We start from the raw sequence: 13,685 nt of genomic DNA on the forward strand, positions 1-13,685 counted from the left end.
CACACCCGGGGCGCGGTGCGCGCTCAGGCCAGCCGTGCCATGGCCTGGGTGCGGTGCCGGGCCGCAGCGCGGGTGGGCGCCAGTGCCTGCCCATCCTGCACCCCTTCGGCCAACCGGAACTGCTGCACCACCTGCGACAGGCGATCGGCCTGCTCGCGCAGCGACTCGGCCGCCGCCGCCGACTCTTCGACCAGGGCGGCGTTTTGCTGCGTCATGCGGTCAATCTCGCCCACCGACTGGTTGACCTGGCCGATGCCCGCCGACTGCTCGGAGGCCGCCGCCGTGATCTCGCCAATGATGTCGCCCACGCGCTGCACGCTGCCCACGATCTCCTGCATGGTCTTGCCCGCGTCTTCCACATGGCGCACGCCGCCTTCGACGGCGCTGACGCTGTCGTCAATCAGCTGCTTGATTTCCTTGGCGGCGGCGGCGCTGCGCTGCGCCAGGCTGCGCACCTCGCTGGCCACCACGGCAAAGCCCCGGCCTTGTTCGCCCGCGCGGGCCGCTTCCACGGCGGCGTTGAGCGCCAGGATGTTGGTCTGGAAGGCGATGCCATCGATCACGCCGATGATGTCGGCAATCTTGCGGCTGGCCACCGAGATGCCGTGCATGCCCGCCACCGCCTGCTCCACCACCGCGCCGCCGCGCGTGGCCGTGCCCGAGGCCGACACCGACAGCTGATTGGCCATCTGCGAGGACGTGGCCGTCTGCTGCACCGTGCTGGTCAGCTGCGAGAGCGAAGTCACCGCCTCTTGCGCGTTGCTGGCGGTCTGCTCGGTGCGCACCGACAAGTCCTGGTTGCCCATGGCGATTTGCGCGCTGGCCGTGGCAATGCTGCCGCTGGCATCGCGCACCTGCGCCACCAGCGCGCTCAGGCCCTGCTGCATCTGGGCCAGGGCGCGTTGCAGGTCGGCAGCCTCATCGCGGCCCTGGGCATCAATGCGTTGCGACAAATCGCCCCCGGCAATGGCCAGCGCCATCCGCTGGGCCTGCTCCAGCGGCTTGCAGATGGCCTGCATGTTGAGCCAGGTCAGGGGCACCACCACCACAATCATGAGCAGCACAGCCAGCCCGAACAGCCATTTGGTCTGGGTGCCCGCATCCATTTGCGCTTTTTCCGATGCCTGCACTTCGGCGTCCAGCAAAGCGCCCAGCTCCTGCACCAGTTTGTCTGCCGCCTCGAACTCGGCCACGGCCTTGCCACTCATGCGGTTGGCAATGGTGGCCGTGTCATAGCCGCCGGCTTCGAGCTGGCGCGCCACATGGGCAAACTGCTCGCGGTAACTGTCCAGCCGCTGCACCAGGGTGCGAATGATGGTGTTGTCCTCATCCTCGGCGCCTTCCAGAAAACGGTTGGCCACTTTTTTGGCATCTTCCAGGCTGGTCAGCCACTGGGTGTGCGCCTTCTTCACCGCTGCGGGCTTTTCGTAGTGGATGATCATGTCCTTCTCGTGCTGGCGCACCGTGCCCAGCGCAGCGCGCAAGTCGCCCATGTGCCCGACTTCTTTGAACTCGTGGGCCACAAACTCGGCGCTCATGGCCTGGATGCGGAACATGCCCAGCATGCCCGCGCCCCCCAGCATGCCCAGCAGCCCCATCACCACCGCGATGGCGCTCAGCATGCGAAAACGGATGGTGAATTGCCTCATGAGCGCCTGGATCGTCATGTGTCTTCCTCTCGGTAAGGGTGAGCGCCACAGGCACAGCGCCCGTGGCCAGTTCAAATGCAACGAAGCGTTGCAGTTTGCCACCGCCTGCCAAGCCTGCGCATAGGTGGTTGTCACATCGGTTTCACCCCGTTTTGTGGCATGCGCCAGCGTTTGAGCAGCAGTGCGTTGGTCACCACGCTGACCGAACTGAGCGCCATGGCCGCCCCGGCCACCACCGGGCTCAAGTAGCCCAGCGCGGCCAGCGGGATGCCGGCGACGTTGTAGGCAAAGGCCCAGAACAGGTTTTGCCGGATTTTGCGCACCGTGCGGCGCGAGATATCCAGCGCCGCCGCCACCAGTGCCGGGTCGCCGCGCATCAGCGTGATACCGGCGGCGTGCATGGCCACATCGGTGCCGTTGCCCATGGCCATGCCGACATCGGCAGCGGCCAGCGCGGGCGCATCGTTGACGCCATCGCCCACCATGGCGACCACATGGCCCCCGGGGTGACCATCGCCTTGCTGCAAGGCGCGCACCTGGGCGGCCTTGTCACCGGGCAGCACGTCGGCGCGCACATCGGCGGCGTCCAGGCCCAGGCGCTGCGCCATGGCCAGGGCAGCGCCCCGGTTGTCGCCCGAGATCATCACCGTGCGGATGCCGCGTTCGTGCAGCTGCGCCAGCGCCGCGCGCGCGCCGGGCTTGGGCTCGTCGCCAAAGGCCAGCAGGGCCTGCAATTGCAGACCGGGCGCAGCGCCTGTATCGGCACCGGCAGGAGGCGCATCGTTTTCTGCACGGGCCTGCACACGCACCGCCACCGCCGACACCGTGGCGCCCTCGCTTTGCCACTGCTGCGCTTGCGCAGCCAGCGGGCCCAGCGCCACGCCCAGCTCGTCCATCCAGCGCAGGCTGCCCACCAGGTAGCTGCGCGCGCCCACGGTGCCCTCGGTGCCGCGCCCAGGCACGGCGCGCACCGCGCCGGGCGCGGCCACGTCCAGCCCCCGGTCGTGCGCGGCCTGCACCACAGCACGGGCCAGCGGGTGCTCGCTGCCGCTTTGCACTGCCGCCAGCGCCGCCAGCAGCGCGGCTTCGTCCTGGCCCGGTTCCACGTGAAACGCCGTCAGGCGCGGTTGGCCCACGGTGAGGGTGCCGGTCTTGTCAAAGGCCACGGTGTCCACGCGGTGGGCCAGCTCCAGCGCCTGCGCGTCCTTGATGAGGATGCCGTGCCGGGCCGCCACACCCGTGCCCGCCATGATGGCGGCGGGCGTGGCCAGCCCCAGCGCGCAGGGGCAGGCAATCACCAGCACCGCCACGGCGCGGATCAGTGCCACCTCCATGCCCACGCCCGCCCACCACCAGCCCAGGAAGGTACACAGCGCAATCAGCAGCACCACGGGCACAAAGACGTTGGCCACCTGGTCCACCAACCGCTGTATCGGTGCCTTGGCGGCCTGCGCATCCTCCACCAGCCGGATGATGCGCGAGAGCACCGTCTCCGCGCCCACGGCGCGCACTTGCAGCACGATGCGGCCCTCGCCGTTGATGGCGCCGCCCGTCAAGCCATCGCCCTGCGCCTTGGCCACGGGCAGCGGCTCGCCCGTCAGCATGGATTCGTCCACCTGCGTGTCGCCCTCCAGCAGCACGCCATCGACGGGGATGCGCTCGCCGGGGCGCACCACCAGCCGGTCGCCCACCATCACCTCGGCCACGGGCACATCGACCTCGCCGGTTTTGCCCAGCAGGTGCGCCACATCGGGCCGCAGGCCGTGCAGGGCGCGGATGGCCGCCGTGGTCTGGTGCTTGGCGCGTGCCTCCAGCCACTTGCCCAGCAGCACCAGCGTGATGACCACCGCCGACGCCTCGAAGTACAGGTGCGGCGTGTGCCCCGGGTGGGCGGTGAGCCACAGCCACACCGACAAGCCCCAGCCCGCACTGGTGCCAATGGCCACCAGCAAATCCATGTTGCCCGATAGCGCCTTGGCCGCATGCCAGCCCGCCTGGTAAAAGCGCGCGCCCAGAATGAACTGCACCGGCGTGGCCAGCACGAACTGCGCCCAGGCCGGCAGCATCCAGTGCGCGCCGAACAGGTCGCCCAGCATGGGCAGCACCAGCGGCAACGACAGCACCAGCCCGATGGCCACCGGCGCAAACCCGGCCCAGGGCGAATCGTCCTGCTCGCGCGCAGCGCTGGCAGCGGGCGTGAGTGGCTCGTAACCGGCGTTGCGCACGGCGCGGCGGAGCAGCGCCTCCATGGCGGCGTCGCCCCCCTCGGGCGGGGTGAACTGCACGCGCGCCGACTCGGTGGCCAGGTTCACGGTGGCCTGCTGCACGCCCGGCACCTTGCCCAGGGCGCGCTCGACACGGCCCGAGCAGCTCGCACAGGTCATGCCGCCAATGGACAAGTCCAGCGTGTGCGCCGGCGCAGAGGCAGCCGGTTCAGGCACAAAGGCCGGGGCGGTGGCAGGCGTGGTGTCCGGGGTAGCGCTGGCCTGGGGCGCTGCCGGGGTGGGGGCGGAGGTGTTCATGGCGCTACGGTAATCCTTCACAGCGTGGCAAGGTCAAGCCCTGGTGCCGTATCAACGATCCAGCGGTGCCCCATGGCGCCCGCGCGCAGGGCGCAGGCCGCCCCCCCGCACCGGGGCCATGGTGCAGCGCGGGGCTTGACCTTGCCACGATGGCAAGGTTCATGATGGCAACCATCATTCACTCACACCGGAGCCACCACCATGCAACACCAATTTGACGTCCAGGGCATGACCTGCGGCCACTGCGAGCGTGCCGTCACCGACGCCGTGCTGGAACTTGACCCGCAGGCCCAGGTGCGCATTGACCGCGCGCAGCACCGCGTCGAGGTGGACAGCACCCAGCCGCGCGAGGCCCTGGCCGCTGCCATCGCCGCAGAAGGCTACCAAGTCGCGCCATGACCGCACGCGCCAGCGCCCAGGCCTGGCCTGTGGCCATTGGCCAGGCCGCGCGCCGTGCAGGCATCTCGGCGCGCATGGTGCGCCACTACGAATCGCTGGGCCTGCTGGCGCCCGTGGCCCGCACCGATAGCGGCTACCGCCAGTACGCCGAGGCCGACGTACACGCGCTGCGCTTTATCGGGCGCGCGCGGGTGCTGGGCTTTTCGATAGAAGAAATCCGCGCGTTGCTGCAACTGTGGCAAGACCAGGAGCGTGCCAGCAGCCAGGTCAAGCGCATTGCCCAAGCCCACATCGACGACCTGGGCGCGCGCATCGCCGCCATGCAGGCCATGCAGCGCACCCTGCAAACGCTGGTGTCGTGCTGCCAGGGCAACGAGCGGCCCAACTGCCCCATCCTGGACGACCTGGCGGCAGCGGGCCAGCGGCTGTAGCGGGACTGGACTGCAGCGCGGGGGCTGCGATTCACTATCAAATCAATAGCTTATAGCGCACGTCCAGCGGTGCTTTGAGACCAAAAAATATCTGAAACCTGCGCGCAACCTGCGCTAAGCGCTCACTTTTTTGCAGCCCGTGGCTTGCGCGCCGGGGCCACCGGGGCAGTCTCTGCGGGCGCAGCCCGTGCCACCGCCGGCACATCGGCCCGGCGCAGCACGCCCTCGCACAGGGTGGTGATGCACTGCTGGGCGATCTGCTCGGGCGTGTACTCGCCGCCGCTTTGGTACCAGCGGCCAATCCAGCTCAGCGCACCGGCAATCACAAACGCGGTCATCTTGGGGTCGCACGGTTGCAGCGAGCCCTCTTCCACGCCTGCGGCCACCAGGCGCCGAAACGCCTGGTCAATGCCGGACTTGAGCCGGCGCAGCTCTTTGCGGCTGTCGGGGGGCAGCTCCTCATCGCCCACACGGATCAGGCACATGCCAAAAGGCTGGGTGACGATGTGCGCATACACCTGCATGCAGGCCATGAGCTGGTCAATGGCCTTGCCACCGGCAGCGCGCGAGGCTTCGATGCCCTCAATGGTCATCTCCAGGCCCTGGCGCACGCACTCGATCAGGATCTGGTCTTTGTTCTTGACGTAGTAGTACAGCGTCGGCTTGGTCACGTTCAGCCGCGCGGCGATGTCGTCCAGCGACGTGGCATGGAAGCCCTTTTCATTGAACAACTGCGCTGCGGTGCTCAACACCGCGTGGCGTTTGGCCTCGCGCTGCTGCTCGCGGTCGGGCGCGCTCGCCCAGGGCGAAGCGATGGCGGAAGTCGCAGGGGCGGCTTTTCTTTTTTTGGCGGGAGTCGGCTCAGTCATGGCGGTATTACACAGGGAAAGTACCAATGCGGACAGTGGCTGCGCATCCCAAAATCTACTCAGAAGTAAATAGTCTACGTAAAAGTAGATTTTTCACGGTTCGCACAAACCCGAATAAGAGACCGATGGAGACAAAACACCCTGGCGGCAGCCCTGCCGCCCCCCTGCTGCAAGTCGATGGCGTGACGCTGGCGTTCGGTGGCGTCAAAGCCCTGACCGGCGTGGGCTTTGACGTACAGCCTGGCTCCATCACTGCCGTGATCGGGCCCAACGGCGCGGGCAAAACATCGCTGTTCAACACCATCTCGGGCTTTTACCGGCCCACGGGCGGCAGCATCCGCTTCAAGGGCCAGGACATCACCCGCATCCCTGCACCGCAGCGCGCCAGGATGGGGCTGGGGCGCAGTTTCCAGAACATTGCGCTGTTCCGTGGCATGACGGTGCTGGACAACATCAAGCTCGGGCGCCACGCCCACCTGAACACCAACGTGCTGGACGCGCTGCTGTACTTTGGCCGTGCCCGGCGCGAAGAGGCCGCGCTGCGCGCCGACATCGAGGAGCGCATCATCGACTTCCTGGAGATCGACCACATCCGCCACGCGCCGGTGTCGGCCCTGTCTTACGGCCTGCAAAAGCGCGTGGAAATGGCCCGCGCCCTGGCCATGCAGCCGCAAATCCTGATGCTCGATGAGCCCGTGGCCGGCATGAACCGCGAAGAAACCGAAGACATGGCGCGCTTCATCCTCGATGTGCGCGACGAATGGGGCGTCACGGTGCTGATGGTCGAGCACGACATGGGCATGGTGATGGACTTGTCTGACCACGTGGTGGTGCTCAACTTCGGCCAGGTGATTGCCCAGGGCCAGCCCGCCGCCGTGCAGGGCAACCCCGAAGTCATCAAGGCTTATCTGGGCTCGGGCGATGTCCACGACCTGCGCCGCAAGCTGCACGCCAGCACCCCCGCCAACGCCGCAGGAGTCGCATGATGGATTGGGCCTACCTTTTTGAAATTTGCCTCACCGGTCTGTCCGGGGGCGGTTTGTACGCACTGGCCGCGCTGGCCTTTGTGATGGTTTACAAGGCCACGCGCGTGGTCAACATCGCCATCGGCGAGCTGCTGATGGTGGGCGCCTACCTGTTCTTCACCTTTGCCTCGATGTTTGCGCTGCCGCTGTGGCTGGCCATTCCGGCCGCCGTGCTGGGCACGGGCCTGCTGGGCGCGGTGATCGAGCGCACCATGATCCGCCCGCTGCTGGGCGAGCCACCGATCTCGGTGTTCATGGTCACGGTGGGCCTGGCCTCGGTGCTGGTGGGCCTGGTCGAGATGATCTGGAGCGCCGACCAGCGCCGCCTGCCCGAGTTCATGCCCACGCAACCCATCATGGTGGGCGAGGCCTTCCTGGCGCCCAAGGTGTTCTGGGGCGCGGTGGTGGCGGTGGTGTTCATTGCCGCCGTGCTGCTGGTGTTTCGCTTCTGGCGCGGCGGCGTGGCACTGCGGGCCACGGCGTCTGACCAGGCGGCGGCGTACTCGGTGGGCATCAACGTGCCGCGCGTGTTCTCGCTGGCCTGGGTGGTGTCGGCCATGATCGCCGCCGTCTCCGGGATCATCGTCGGCTCGATTGGCGGCATCTCGTCCAGCATGGGCGTGTTTGGCCTGTCGGTGCTGGTGGTGGTCATCGTCGGCGGGCTCGACAGCGTGCTGGGCGCGCTCGTCGGCGGTTTGCTGATTGGTCTGGTGGAGGCCCTGGCGGGCAGCTACCTGGGCGGCGAATACAAGCTGCTGGCCACCTTCCTTGTTCTGGTGGCCATCTTGATGGTGCGCCCCTACGGCCTGTTTGGCACCCACGAAATCGAAAGACTCTGATGAGAATCGGCACCCTCAAAGAGAGCTACATCGCCGACGCGGCGCTGTTCGACTCGCGCACACAAAAGACCTGGCTGGCCGTGGCAGCGGCACTGCTGGTGCTGTTCCCGTTCATGGCCAGCGACTACTGGCTGTACCTGGCCTGCCTGGTCAGCATCAACGTGGCCAGCGCCACCGGGCTGAACATCCTGACCGGCTACACCGGCCTGGTCAGCCTGGGGCAGGCGGCCTTCATGGGGCTGGGCGCCTACACCGTGGCGGTGATGGAGACGCGGCTGGGCACGCCGTTCTTGCTGAACCTGCTGGCCGGTGGTTTCGTGGCCATGCTGGGCGGCATCGTGGTGGGCATTCCGTCGCTGCGCGTCAAGGGCCTGTACCTGGCCATTGCCACCATTGCGGCCTCGTTCATCGCCCATTTCATTTTTGCCAACTGGTCGTTCACCGGGGGCACGGGCGGCCTGTCCATCCCGCCGGCCAGCCTGCTGGGCATGCCGCTGGACACGTCGTTCCGGCTGTACTGGGTGATCGTGCCCATCACCATCGTGATGCTGCTGGGCGCAGCCAACCTGTTTCGCACCCGCATTGGCCGCGCCTTCATCGCCATCCGCGACCGCGACATCTCTGCCGAGGTGCTGGGCATTCCGCTGTTGCGCTACAAGCTGCTGTCGTTTGGCCTGTCCTCGTTCTACGCCGGGGTGGCGGGCGGGCTGTGGGCGTACTTCTTCCGCGTGGTCACGCCCGAGAGCTTTCCGCTCTTGATGTCCATCTTCTTCCTGGCGGCCATCATCGTCGGCGGCATGGGCACGATTCTGGGCGGCATCCTGGGCGCGGTGTTCATGACCATGGTGCCCGAGCTGCTCAAGCTGGTGTTCGACCTGCTGCCCAACAGCGCCGAATACACGGTGTTCCTCTCGCCCGTGCGCACCATCATTTTTGGCCTGTTGATCATCGGCTTTCTGGTGTTCGAGCCCCACGGCCTGGCGGAAATGTGGCGCCGCGTGCGCCGCTTCTTCCACCTCTGGCCCTTCCGCAACTAGGCCCCGCCACTGTTTTCATGCCACCACACAACCAACCCAAGGAGACACGCATGGACAACCAACGCATTTCCAGCCAACGCCGCAGCCTGATGCTGGGCGCCGCCGCAGCCGCAGGCGCTGCTGCGCTCACGCACCCGCTGTCGGTGCTGGCGCAGGGCACCGAAGACATCGTCATCGGCGGCTCCATCCCCATGACCGGCGTGTTCGCCTTTGCGGGCGTGGGCATCAACGCCGGCATCCAGGACTACGTGAAGATCACCAACGACGCCGGTGGCATCAAGGGCCGCAAGCTCAAGTACGTGCCCGAAGACACGGGCTACAAGGTCGATGTGTCGGTGGCCACCTTCAAGAAGATCACCAGCCAGAACAAGGTCAACCTGTACTACGGCGACTCCACCGGTTTCTCCAAAACCATCAACCCCGAGCTGGAGCGCAACGGCGCCATCATGATGGCGGGCGCCTCGTTTGCCACCGAGCTGAACGACCCCAAAAAGTACCCCCACCAGTTCCTGGTCGGCCCCGACTACACCGAGATGTTCGGCATCCTGCTGAAACACATCGCCCAGGAAAAGCCCGGCGCCAAGGTGGCCTTCGTCTATTCCGACTCCGAGTTTGGCCGCGACCCCATCGACGAGAGCGAAGCGCTGGCCAAAAAGCTGGGCCTGTCGGTGCCCGTCAAGATCATGACGCCCGCAGGCAGCGTGGACGTGTCCACCGAAGTCATCAAGCTGCGCCGCGCCGCGCCCGACTACACCATCTTCCACGGCTACATCCTGGCGCCCATCCCCGAGTTCATCACCCAGGGCAAGCAAATGGGCATGACCAGCAAATGGATGGGCACCTTCTGGACGATGGACAGCTCCACCGTCATGAAGATGGGCCCCGCAGGCGACGGCTTCATGGGCGTGATGCCCTACCGCTACTACTACGACACCTCGGCCAAGGCGCCCATGCTGGACAAGATCCGCGCCATGCGCCCCGAGTACCAGAGCACGGCCTACATGCAAGGCTTTCTGGCCGCCATGCTGTTCACCGAATCGGCCAAACGCTGCCTGGAGGCGGGCAAGCCCCTCAACGGCACCAACCTCAAGGCCGCGCTCAACTCCATCAAGGACTTCGACACCGGTGGCCTGATCGGCGTGCCCGTCACCATCAAGGGCAACTCCATCCCCGTGGGCCGCGTCTACAAGGCCGACATGAAGGCGCAGAAGATGCTGCCCGCCTCCGACTGGATCACCCTGTAATCCCTGAGCGCACCATGACCCAGCCGTCCACGGACCACGTCCTCGCCGTCAACAACATCGAGGTCATCTACAACAAAGTGGTGCAGGCCCTGCGTGGCCTGTCCCTGGTCGTGCCACGCGGCCAGATCGTGGCCCTGCTGGGCAGCAACGGGGCGGGCAAGAGCACCACGCTCAAAGCGGTGTCGGGCCTGCTGGCGCTGGAAGATGGCACGCTCGATGCGGGCACCATCTTGTTCAACGGCCAGAGCACGGCGCAGCACGCACCCCAGCAGCTGGTGCGCGCGGGCCTGTCGCACGTGATGGAAGGGCGCCGGGTGTTTGAAGACCTCACGGTCGAAGAAAACCTGATCGCCGCCACCTACGCCCTCACGGGCCGCCCCCACACCGCGCACGGCGCGCCCAAGCCCGACTTTGATCTGGTCTATGAATACTTTCCGCGCCTGCACGAGCGGCGCAAGGGCCTGGCCGGGTACCTGTCGGGCGGCGAGCAGCAGATGCTGGCCATTGGCCGCGCGCTCATCGCCCAGCCCCAGCTGATCTTGCTGGACGAGCCCTCGCTGGGCCTGTCGCCCAAGCTGGTGGAGGACATCTTCACCATCATTGCCCGCATCAACGCCGAGCGCGGCACCTCCATGCTGCTGGTGGAGCAAAACGCCACCGTGGCGCTGGCCGTGGCGCACAGCGGCTACATCATGGAAAACGGCAAGATCGTCATCGACGGCTCTGCCGAACGGCTGGCCAGCGACCCCGACGTGCGCGAGTTCTACCTCGGCATGGGCGGCGGTGGCGAGGCCAAGAGCTTCAAAGAAATCAAGCACTACAAACGCCGCAAGCGTTGGTTGTCATGACTGCGCGCGAGTCCGATATGTCTGTTTCCACCCCCCTTCCTGAACTGACCCTGGTGCAAATGCTGCGCGAACGCGCACGCACGGACGCCACGCGCATCGCCATCCGGCAAAAGGACTTCGGCATCTGGAAGCCCTTTACCTGGGCCGACTACTACCGCCGCGCCTGCCACTTCGGCCTGGGCCTGCGCGCGCTGGGCCTGCCCGACAACGGCCACGTGGGCGTGATCTCCGAGAACCGCATCGAATGGGTGCTGGCGCAAATGGGCGCGGGCCTGGTCGGCGCCGTCACGGTGGGCGTGTACCCCACCAGCCCGACGCACGAGGTGGCCTACGTGGTGGGCCACGCCGACATCGAGGTCATGGTCTGCGAAGACCAGGAGCAAACCGACAAGGTGCTCGCCGCCCTGTCCGAGCTGCCCCGCCTGAAAAAAATCGTGGTCATGGAAACCAAGGGCCTGCGCAGCCACGACCCCGAGATGCGCCGCCTGATCTGCACCTTTGCCGAGGTCGAGGCGCTGGGCGCGCAAACGCGCGACACCACCCTCATCGACCAGGCGCTGGCGCGCCAGCAGCTCGACGACACCGGGCTGATGATCTACACCTCGGGCTCCACCGGCAAGCCCAAGGGCGCGATGATTTCGTGGCGCAACATGCGCGGCGCCGCGCCCGGCATCATCGAGCGCCTGGGCCTGTCGGCCGACACCACGCACCTGTCTTACCTGCCGCTGTGCCACGTGGCCGAGCAGATGCTGACCACGTTCTGCCCGCTGTACCTGGGCTCGCAGGTGAACTTTGGCGAATCCATCCGCACCGTGCAGGAAGACCTGCGCGAAGTGGCGCCCACCATGTTTCTGGGCGTGCCCCGCATTTGGGAAAAAATGCACGCCGCCATCAGCATCAAGCTGCAAGAAACCGGCGGCCTGCGCCGCGCGCTGTTTGATCGGGCCTACGCCGCCTGCGCCCACCTCGCAGAAAAACCCCGCAGCCAATGGAGCCTGGCCGACAAGGCCCGCTACTTTGCCAGCTACTGGACGGTGCTGCGCGCGCTGCAAAACTTCATCGGCCTGCGCAACGCCCAGGTGGCGCTGACGGGCGCAGCGCCCATCCCGCCTGACGTGGTGCGGTTCTTTCGGGTGCTGGGCGTGCCGCTGATCGAGGTCTATGGCCTGACCGAATCGAGCGGCATGGTCACTGGCCACCCGCGCGACCAGGTGGTGGTGGGCACGGTGGGCACACCCACGCAGGGCGTGCAGTGGCGCATCGGCGAGGCGGGCGAGTTCCAGATCAAGGGCGAGATGGTGTTTGCCGGGTACTACAAAAACCCCGAAGCCACGGCGCAAAGCATCCAGGACGGCTGGCTGCACACCGGCGACGTAATCCGCGAAGAGCGCGGCCAGCTCAAGATCGTGGACCGCCTCAAGGACATCATGATCACGGCGGGCGGCAAGAACCTCACGCCCTCCGAGATCGAGAACACCATGAAAGGCAGCCCCTACATCAAGGAGTGCATCGTGGTGGCCGACGGGCGCAAGTTTGTCAGCGCGCTGGTGATGATCGACTACGAGACGGTGGGCAAATGGGCCGAGGCCCAGCGCCTGGCGTTCACGCACTTTCGCTCGCTGGTGGAGATGCCGCAGGTGCGCGCCCTGATAGAGCAGGCCATCGCCCAGGGCAACGAGCGCTTGGCGCAGGTGTCGCACATCCGCAAGTTCCACCTGCTGACCAAAGAACTCGACCACGACGATGGCGAAGTCACCGCCACCATGAAGGTGCGCCGCTCCAGCATCTACAAGACCTACGCCGCAGAAATCGAGGCCCTGTACCGCTGAGCACCGCTGGCGCAACCCCGCTGCCTGCGCTATTAAAAGAGAAGCTGCTAGCGCACACCCACAGACAGTTTCAGCACGATTCAATACTGAAACCACCTACAGACGTGCGCTATCAGCTCCCATATCCATAGCAAACAAACCGTCCCCCATGAGCCTGCCCCACCCCCCCGACGCCCCCGCCGACGCCCCGCTGCTGCTGGAGCGCAACGGCGCCATCGCCACGCTGCGCTTTCACCGCCCCGGTGCGCTCAACGCCGTGGATGTGCCCATGGCCCAGGCGCTGCTGGCCGCCGTGCGCAGCCTGGCCCAGGATGACAGCGTGCGCTGCGTGGTGCTGTGCGGCGCGGGCAAAGGCTTCATGGCCGGGGGCGATCTGGCCACCCTGCGCGCCGACCCCGTGCAAGGCGCCGCCGACCTGCTGGCGCCGCTGAACGAAGCCGTGGCCCTGCTGGCCCAGCTGAACGCCCCCGTCATCGCCCAGGTGCACGGCGTGGCCGCCGGGGCGGGCCTGTCGCTGATGCTGCAAGCCGATCTGGTGCTGGCCGCCGACACCACGCGCTTCAACCTCGCCTACATCAACCTGGGCACCAGCTGCGACGTGGGCGCCTCGTGGGCGCTGCCGCGCCTGGTGGGCCTGAACCGCGCGCTGGAGATTGCCCTGCTGGGCGACGCCTTCACCGCCGTGCAGGCGCAGCAGTGGGGCCTGATCCACCGCGCCGTGCCCGCCGCCGAGCTGGACGCCGCCGTGCAGCAACTGGCCCAGCGACTGGCCAACGGCCCCACGCGCGCCTACGGCCACATGCGCCGCCTGCTGCGCAGCGCCTTCGACCGCGCCCTGCCCGAACAACTCAGCGCCGAGGCCCAGGCCTTTGGCGACTGCGCCCGCACGCACGACCTGCGCGAAGGCATTGAAGCCTTCTACGCCAAACGCCCCGCCGCCTTCCAGGGCCGCTGAACGCACCCTTTATTTCCGACACCTCCAGGAGCACCACC

Annotated in this window: 12 protein-coding genes; 9 read left to right on the forward strand and 3 right to left on the reverse strand. The window is 66.9% G+C overall.

The annotated features are described in order from the left end of the window. Positions 1–23 precede the first annotated feature (23 nt). Positions 24–1,667 carry a methyl-accepting chemotaxis protein gene (locus tag EV674_RS04205; RefSeq protein ID WP_119012140.1) on the reverse strand — a complete coding sequence of 548 codons (1,644 nt, stop codon included), beginning with the start codon at positions 1,665–1,667 and terminating at the stop codon, positions 24–26. 113 nt (positions 1,668–1,780) lie between these two features. Next, positions 1,781–4,171: a heavy metal translocating P-type ATPase gene (locus EV674_RS04210; protein WP_119012141.1), complete on the reverse strand. Its 2,391-nt coding sequence runs from the start codon at positions 4,169–4,171 to the stop codon at positions 1,781–1,783. A gap of 201 nt (positions 4,172–4,372) precedes the next feature. On the opposite strand from EV674_RS04210, the gene EV674_RS04215 reads away from it, so the two are divergent. After that, positions 4,373–4,570 carry a heavy-metal-associated domain-containing protein gene (locus EV674_RS04215; protein ID WP_119012142.1) on the forward strand — a complete coding sequence of 66 codons (198 nt, stop codon included), beginning with the start codon at positions 4,373–4,375 and terminating at the stop codon, positions 4,568–4,570. Beyond that, complete coding sequence (gene cueR, locus EV674_RS04220) at positions 4,567–5,001, forward strand: Cu(I)-responsive transcriptional regulator (RefSeq protein ID WP_119012143.1); 435 nt, start codon at positions 4,567–4,569, stop codon at positions 4,999–5,001. Before EV674_RS04215 ends, cueR begins: the two co-directional genes overlap by 4 nt. 122 nt (positions 5,002–5,123) lie before the next feature. Here cueR and EV674_RS04225 read toward each other — a convergent pair whose 3' ends face one another. Further along, entirely contained in the window at positions 5,124–5,870 is a 747-nt protein-coding gene (locus tag EV674_RS04225) for a TetR/AcrR family transcriptional regulator (RefSeq protein WP_119012144.1), read from the reverse strand. Positions 5,871–5,995: 125 nt separating this feature from the next. Here EV674_RS04225 and EV674_RS04230 point away from each other — a divergent pair, with 125 nt between their 5' ends. From EV674_RS04230 to EV674_RS04260, 7 genes are all read left to right on the forward strand, one after another. Then, positions 5,996–6,856: an ABC transporter ATP-binding protein gene (locus tag EV674_RS04230; protein WP_119012145.1), complete on the forward strand. Its 861-nt coding sequence runs from the start codon at positions 5,996–5,998 to the stop codon at positions 6,854–6,856. Beyond that, positions 6,853–7,734: a branched-chain amino acid ABC transporter permease gene (locus tag EV674_RS04235; protein ID WP_119012146.1), complete on the forward strand. Its 882-nt coding sequence runs from the start codon at positions 6,853–6,855 to the stop codon at positions 7,732–7,734. Before EV674_RS04230 ends, EV674_RS04235 begins: the two co-directional genes overlap by 4 nt. Further along, positions 7,734–8,771, forward strand: a complete 1,038-nt coding sequence (locus EV674_RS04240; RefSeq protein ID WP_119012147.1) for a branched-chain amino acid ABC transporter permease — start codon at positions 7,734–7,736, stop codon at positions 8,769–8,771. The genes EV674_RS04235 and EV674_RS04240 overlap by 1 nt, the downstream gene beginning before the upstream one ends. A gap of 50 nt (positions 8,772–8,821) precedes the next feature. Next, positions 8,822–10,015, forward strand: coding sequence for an ABC transporter substrate-binding protein (locus EV674_RS04245; protein ID WP_119012148.1), 1,194 nt, complete (start codon positions 8,822–8,824; stop codon positions 10,013–10,015). 14 nt (positions 10,016–10,029) lie between these two features. Further along, the gene (locus tag EV674_RS04250) at positions 10,030–10,863 is read left to right on the forward strand and encodes an ABC transporter ATP-binding protein (RefSeq protein ID WP_119012149.1); all 834 of its coding nucleotides are present in this window, start codon (positions 10,030–10,032) and stop codon (positions 10,861–10,863) included. 17 nt (positions 10,864–10,880) lie between these two features. Further along, on the forward strand, positions 10,881–12,692 hold the full coding sequence (locus EV674_RS04255) for an AMP-dependent synthetase/ligase (RefSeq protein WP_119012208.1): 1,812 nt from the start codon (positions 10,881–10,883) through the stop codon (positions 12,690–12,692). A gap of 148 nt (positions 12,693–12,840) precedes the next feature. Continuing rightward, positions 12,841–13,647: an enoyl-CoA hydratase/isomerase family protein gene (locus EV674_RS04260; protein WP_119012150.1), complete on the forward strand. Its 807-nt coding sequence runs from the start codon at positions 12,841–12,843 to the stop codon at positions 13,645–13,647. Positions 13,648–13,685: the final 38 nt, after the last annotated feature.

This window comes from Simplicispira metamorpha (assembly GCF_004341365.1).
Classification (GTDB): Bacteria; Pseudomonadota; Gammaproteobacteria; order Burkholderiales; family Burkholderiaceae_C; genus Simplicispira; species Simplicispira metamorpha.

Excerpts from the sequence above, each read along its gene's own strand:
- EV674_RS04240 (WP_119012147.1), top strand. The coding sequence starts at position 7,734 with ATGAGAATCGGCACCCTCAAAGAGAGCTACATCGCCGACGCGGCGCTG.
- EV674_RS04205 (WP_119012140.1), bottom strand. The coding sequence starts at position 1,667 with ATGACGATCCAGGCGCTCATGAGGCAATTCACCATCCGTTTTCGCATG.
- EV674_RS04225 (WP_119012144.1), bottom strand. The coding sequence starts at position 5,870 with ATGACTGAGCCGACTCCCGCCAAAAAAAGAAAAGCCGCCCCTGCGACT.
- EV674_RS04230 (WP_119012145.1), top strand. The coding sequence starts at position 5,996 with ATGGAGACAAAACACCCTGGCGGCAGCCCTGCCGCCCCCCTGCTGCAA.
- EV674_RS04235 (WP_119012146.1), top strand. The coding sequence starts at position 6,853 with ATGATGGATTGGGCCTACCTTTTTGAAATTTGCCTCACCGGTCTGTCC.
- EV674_RS04260 (WP_119012150.1), top strand. The coding sequence starts at position 12,841 with ATGAGCCTGCCCCACCCCCCCGACGCCCCCGCCGACGCCCCGCTGCTG.
- EV674_RS04210 (WP_119012141.1), bottom strand. The coding sequence starts at position 4,171 with ATGAACACCTCCGCCCCCACCCCGGCAGCGCCCCAGGCCAGCGCTACC.
- cueR (WP_119012143.1), top strand. The coding sequence starts at position 4,567 with ATGACCGCACGCGCCAGCGCCCAGGCCTGGCCTGTGGCCATTGGCCAG.
- EV674_RS04250 (WP_119012149.1), top strand. The coding sequence starts at position 10,030 with ATGACCCAGCCGTCCACGGACCACGTCCTCGCCGTCAACAACATCGAG.
- EV674_RS04215 (WP_119012142.1), top strand. The coding sequence starts at position 4,373 with ATGCAACACCAATTTGACGTCCAGGGCATGACCTGCGGCCACTGCGAG.
- EV674_RS04255 (WP_119012208.1), top strand. The coding sequence starts at position 10,881 with ATGTCTGTTTCCACCCCCCTTCCTGAACTGACCCTGGTGCAAATGCTG.
- EV674_RS04245 (WP_119012148.1), top strand. The coding sequence starts at position 8,822 with ATGGACAACCAACGCATTTCCAGCCAACGCCGCAGCCTGATGCTGGGC.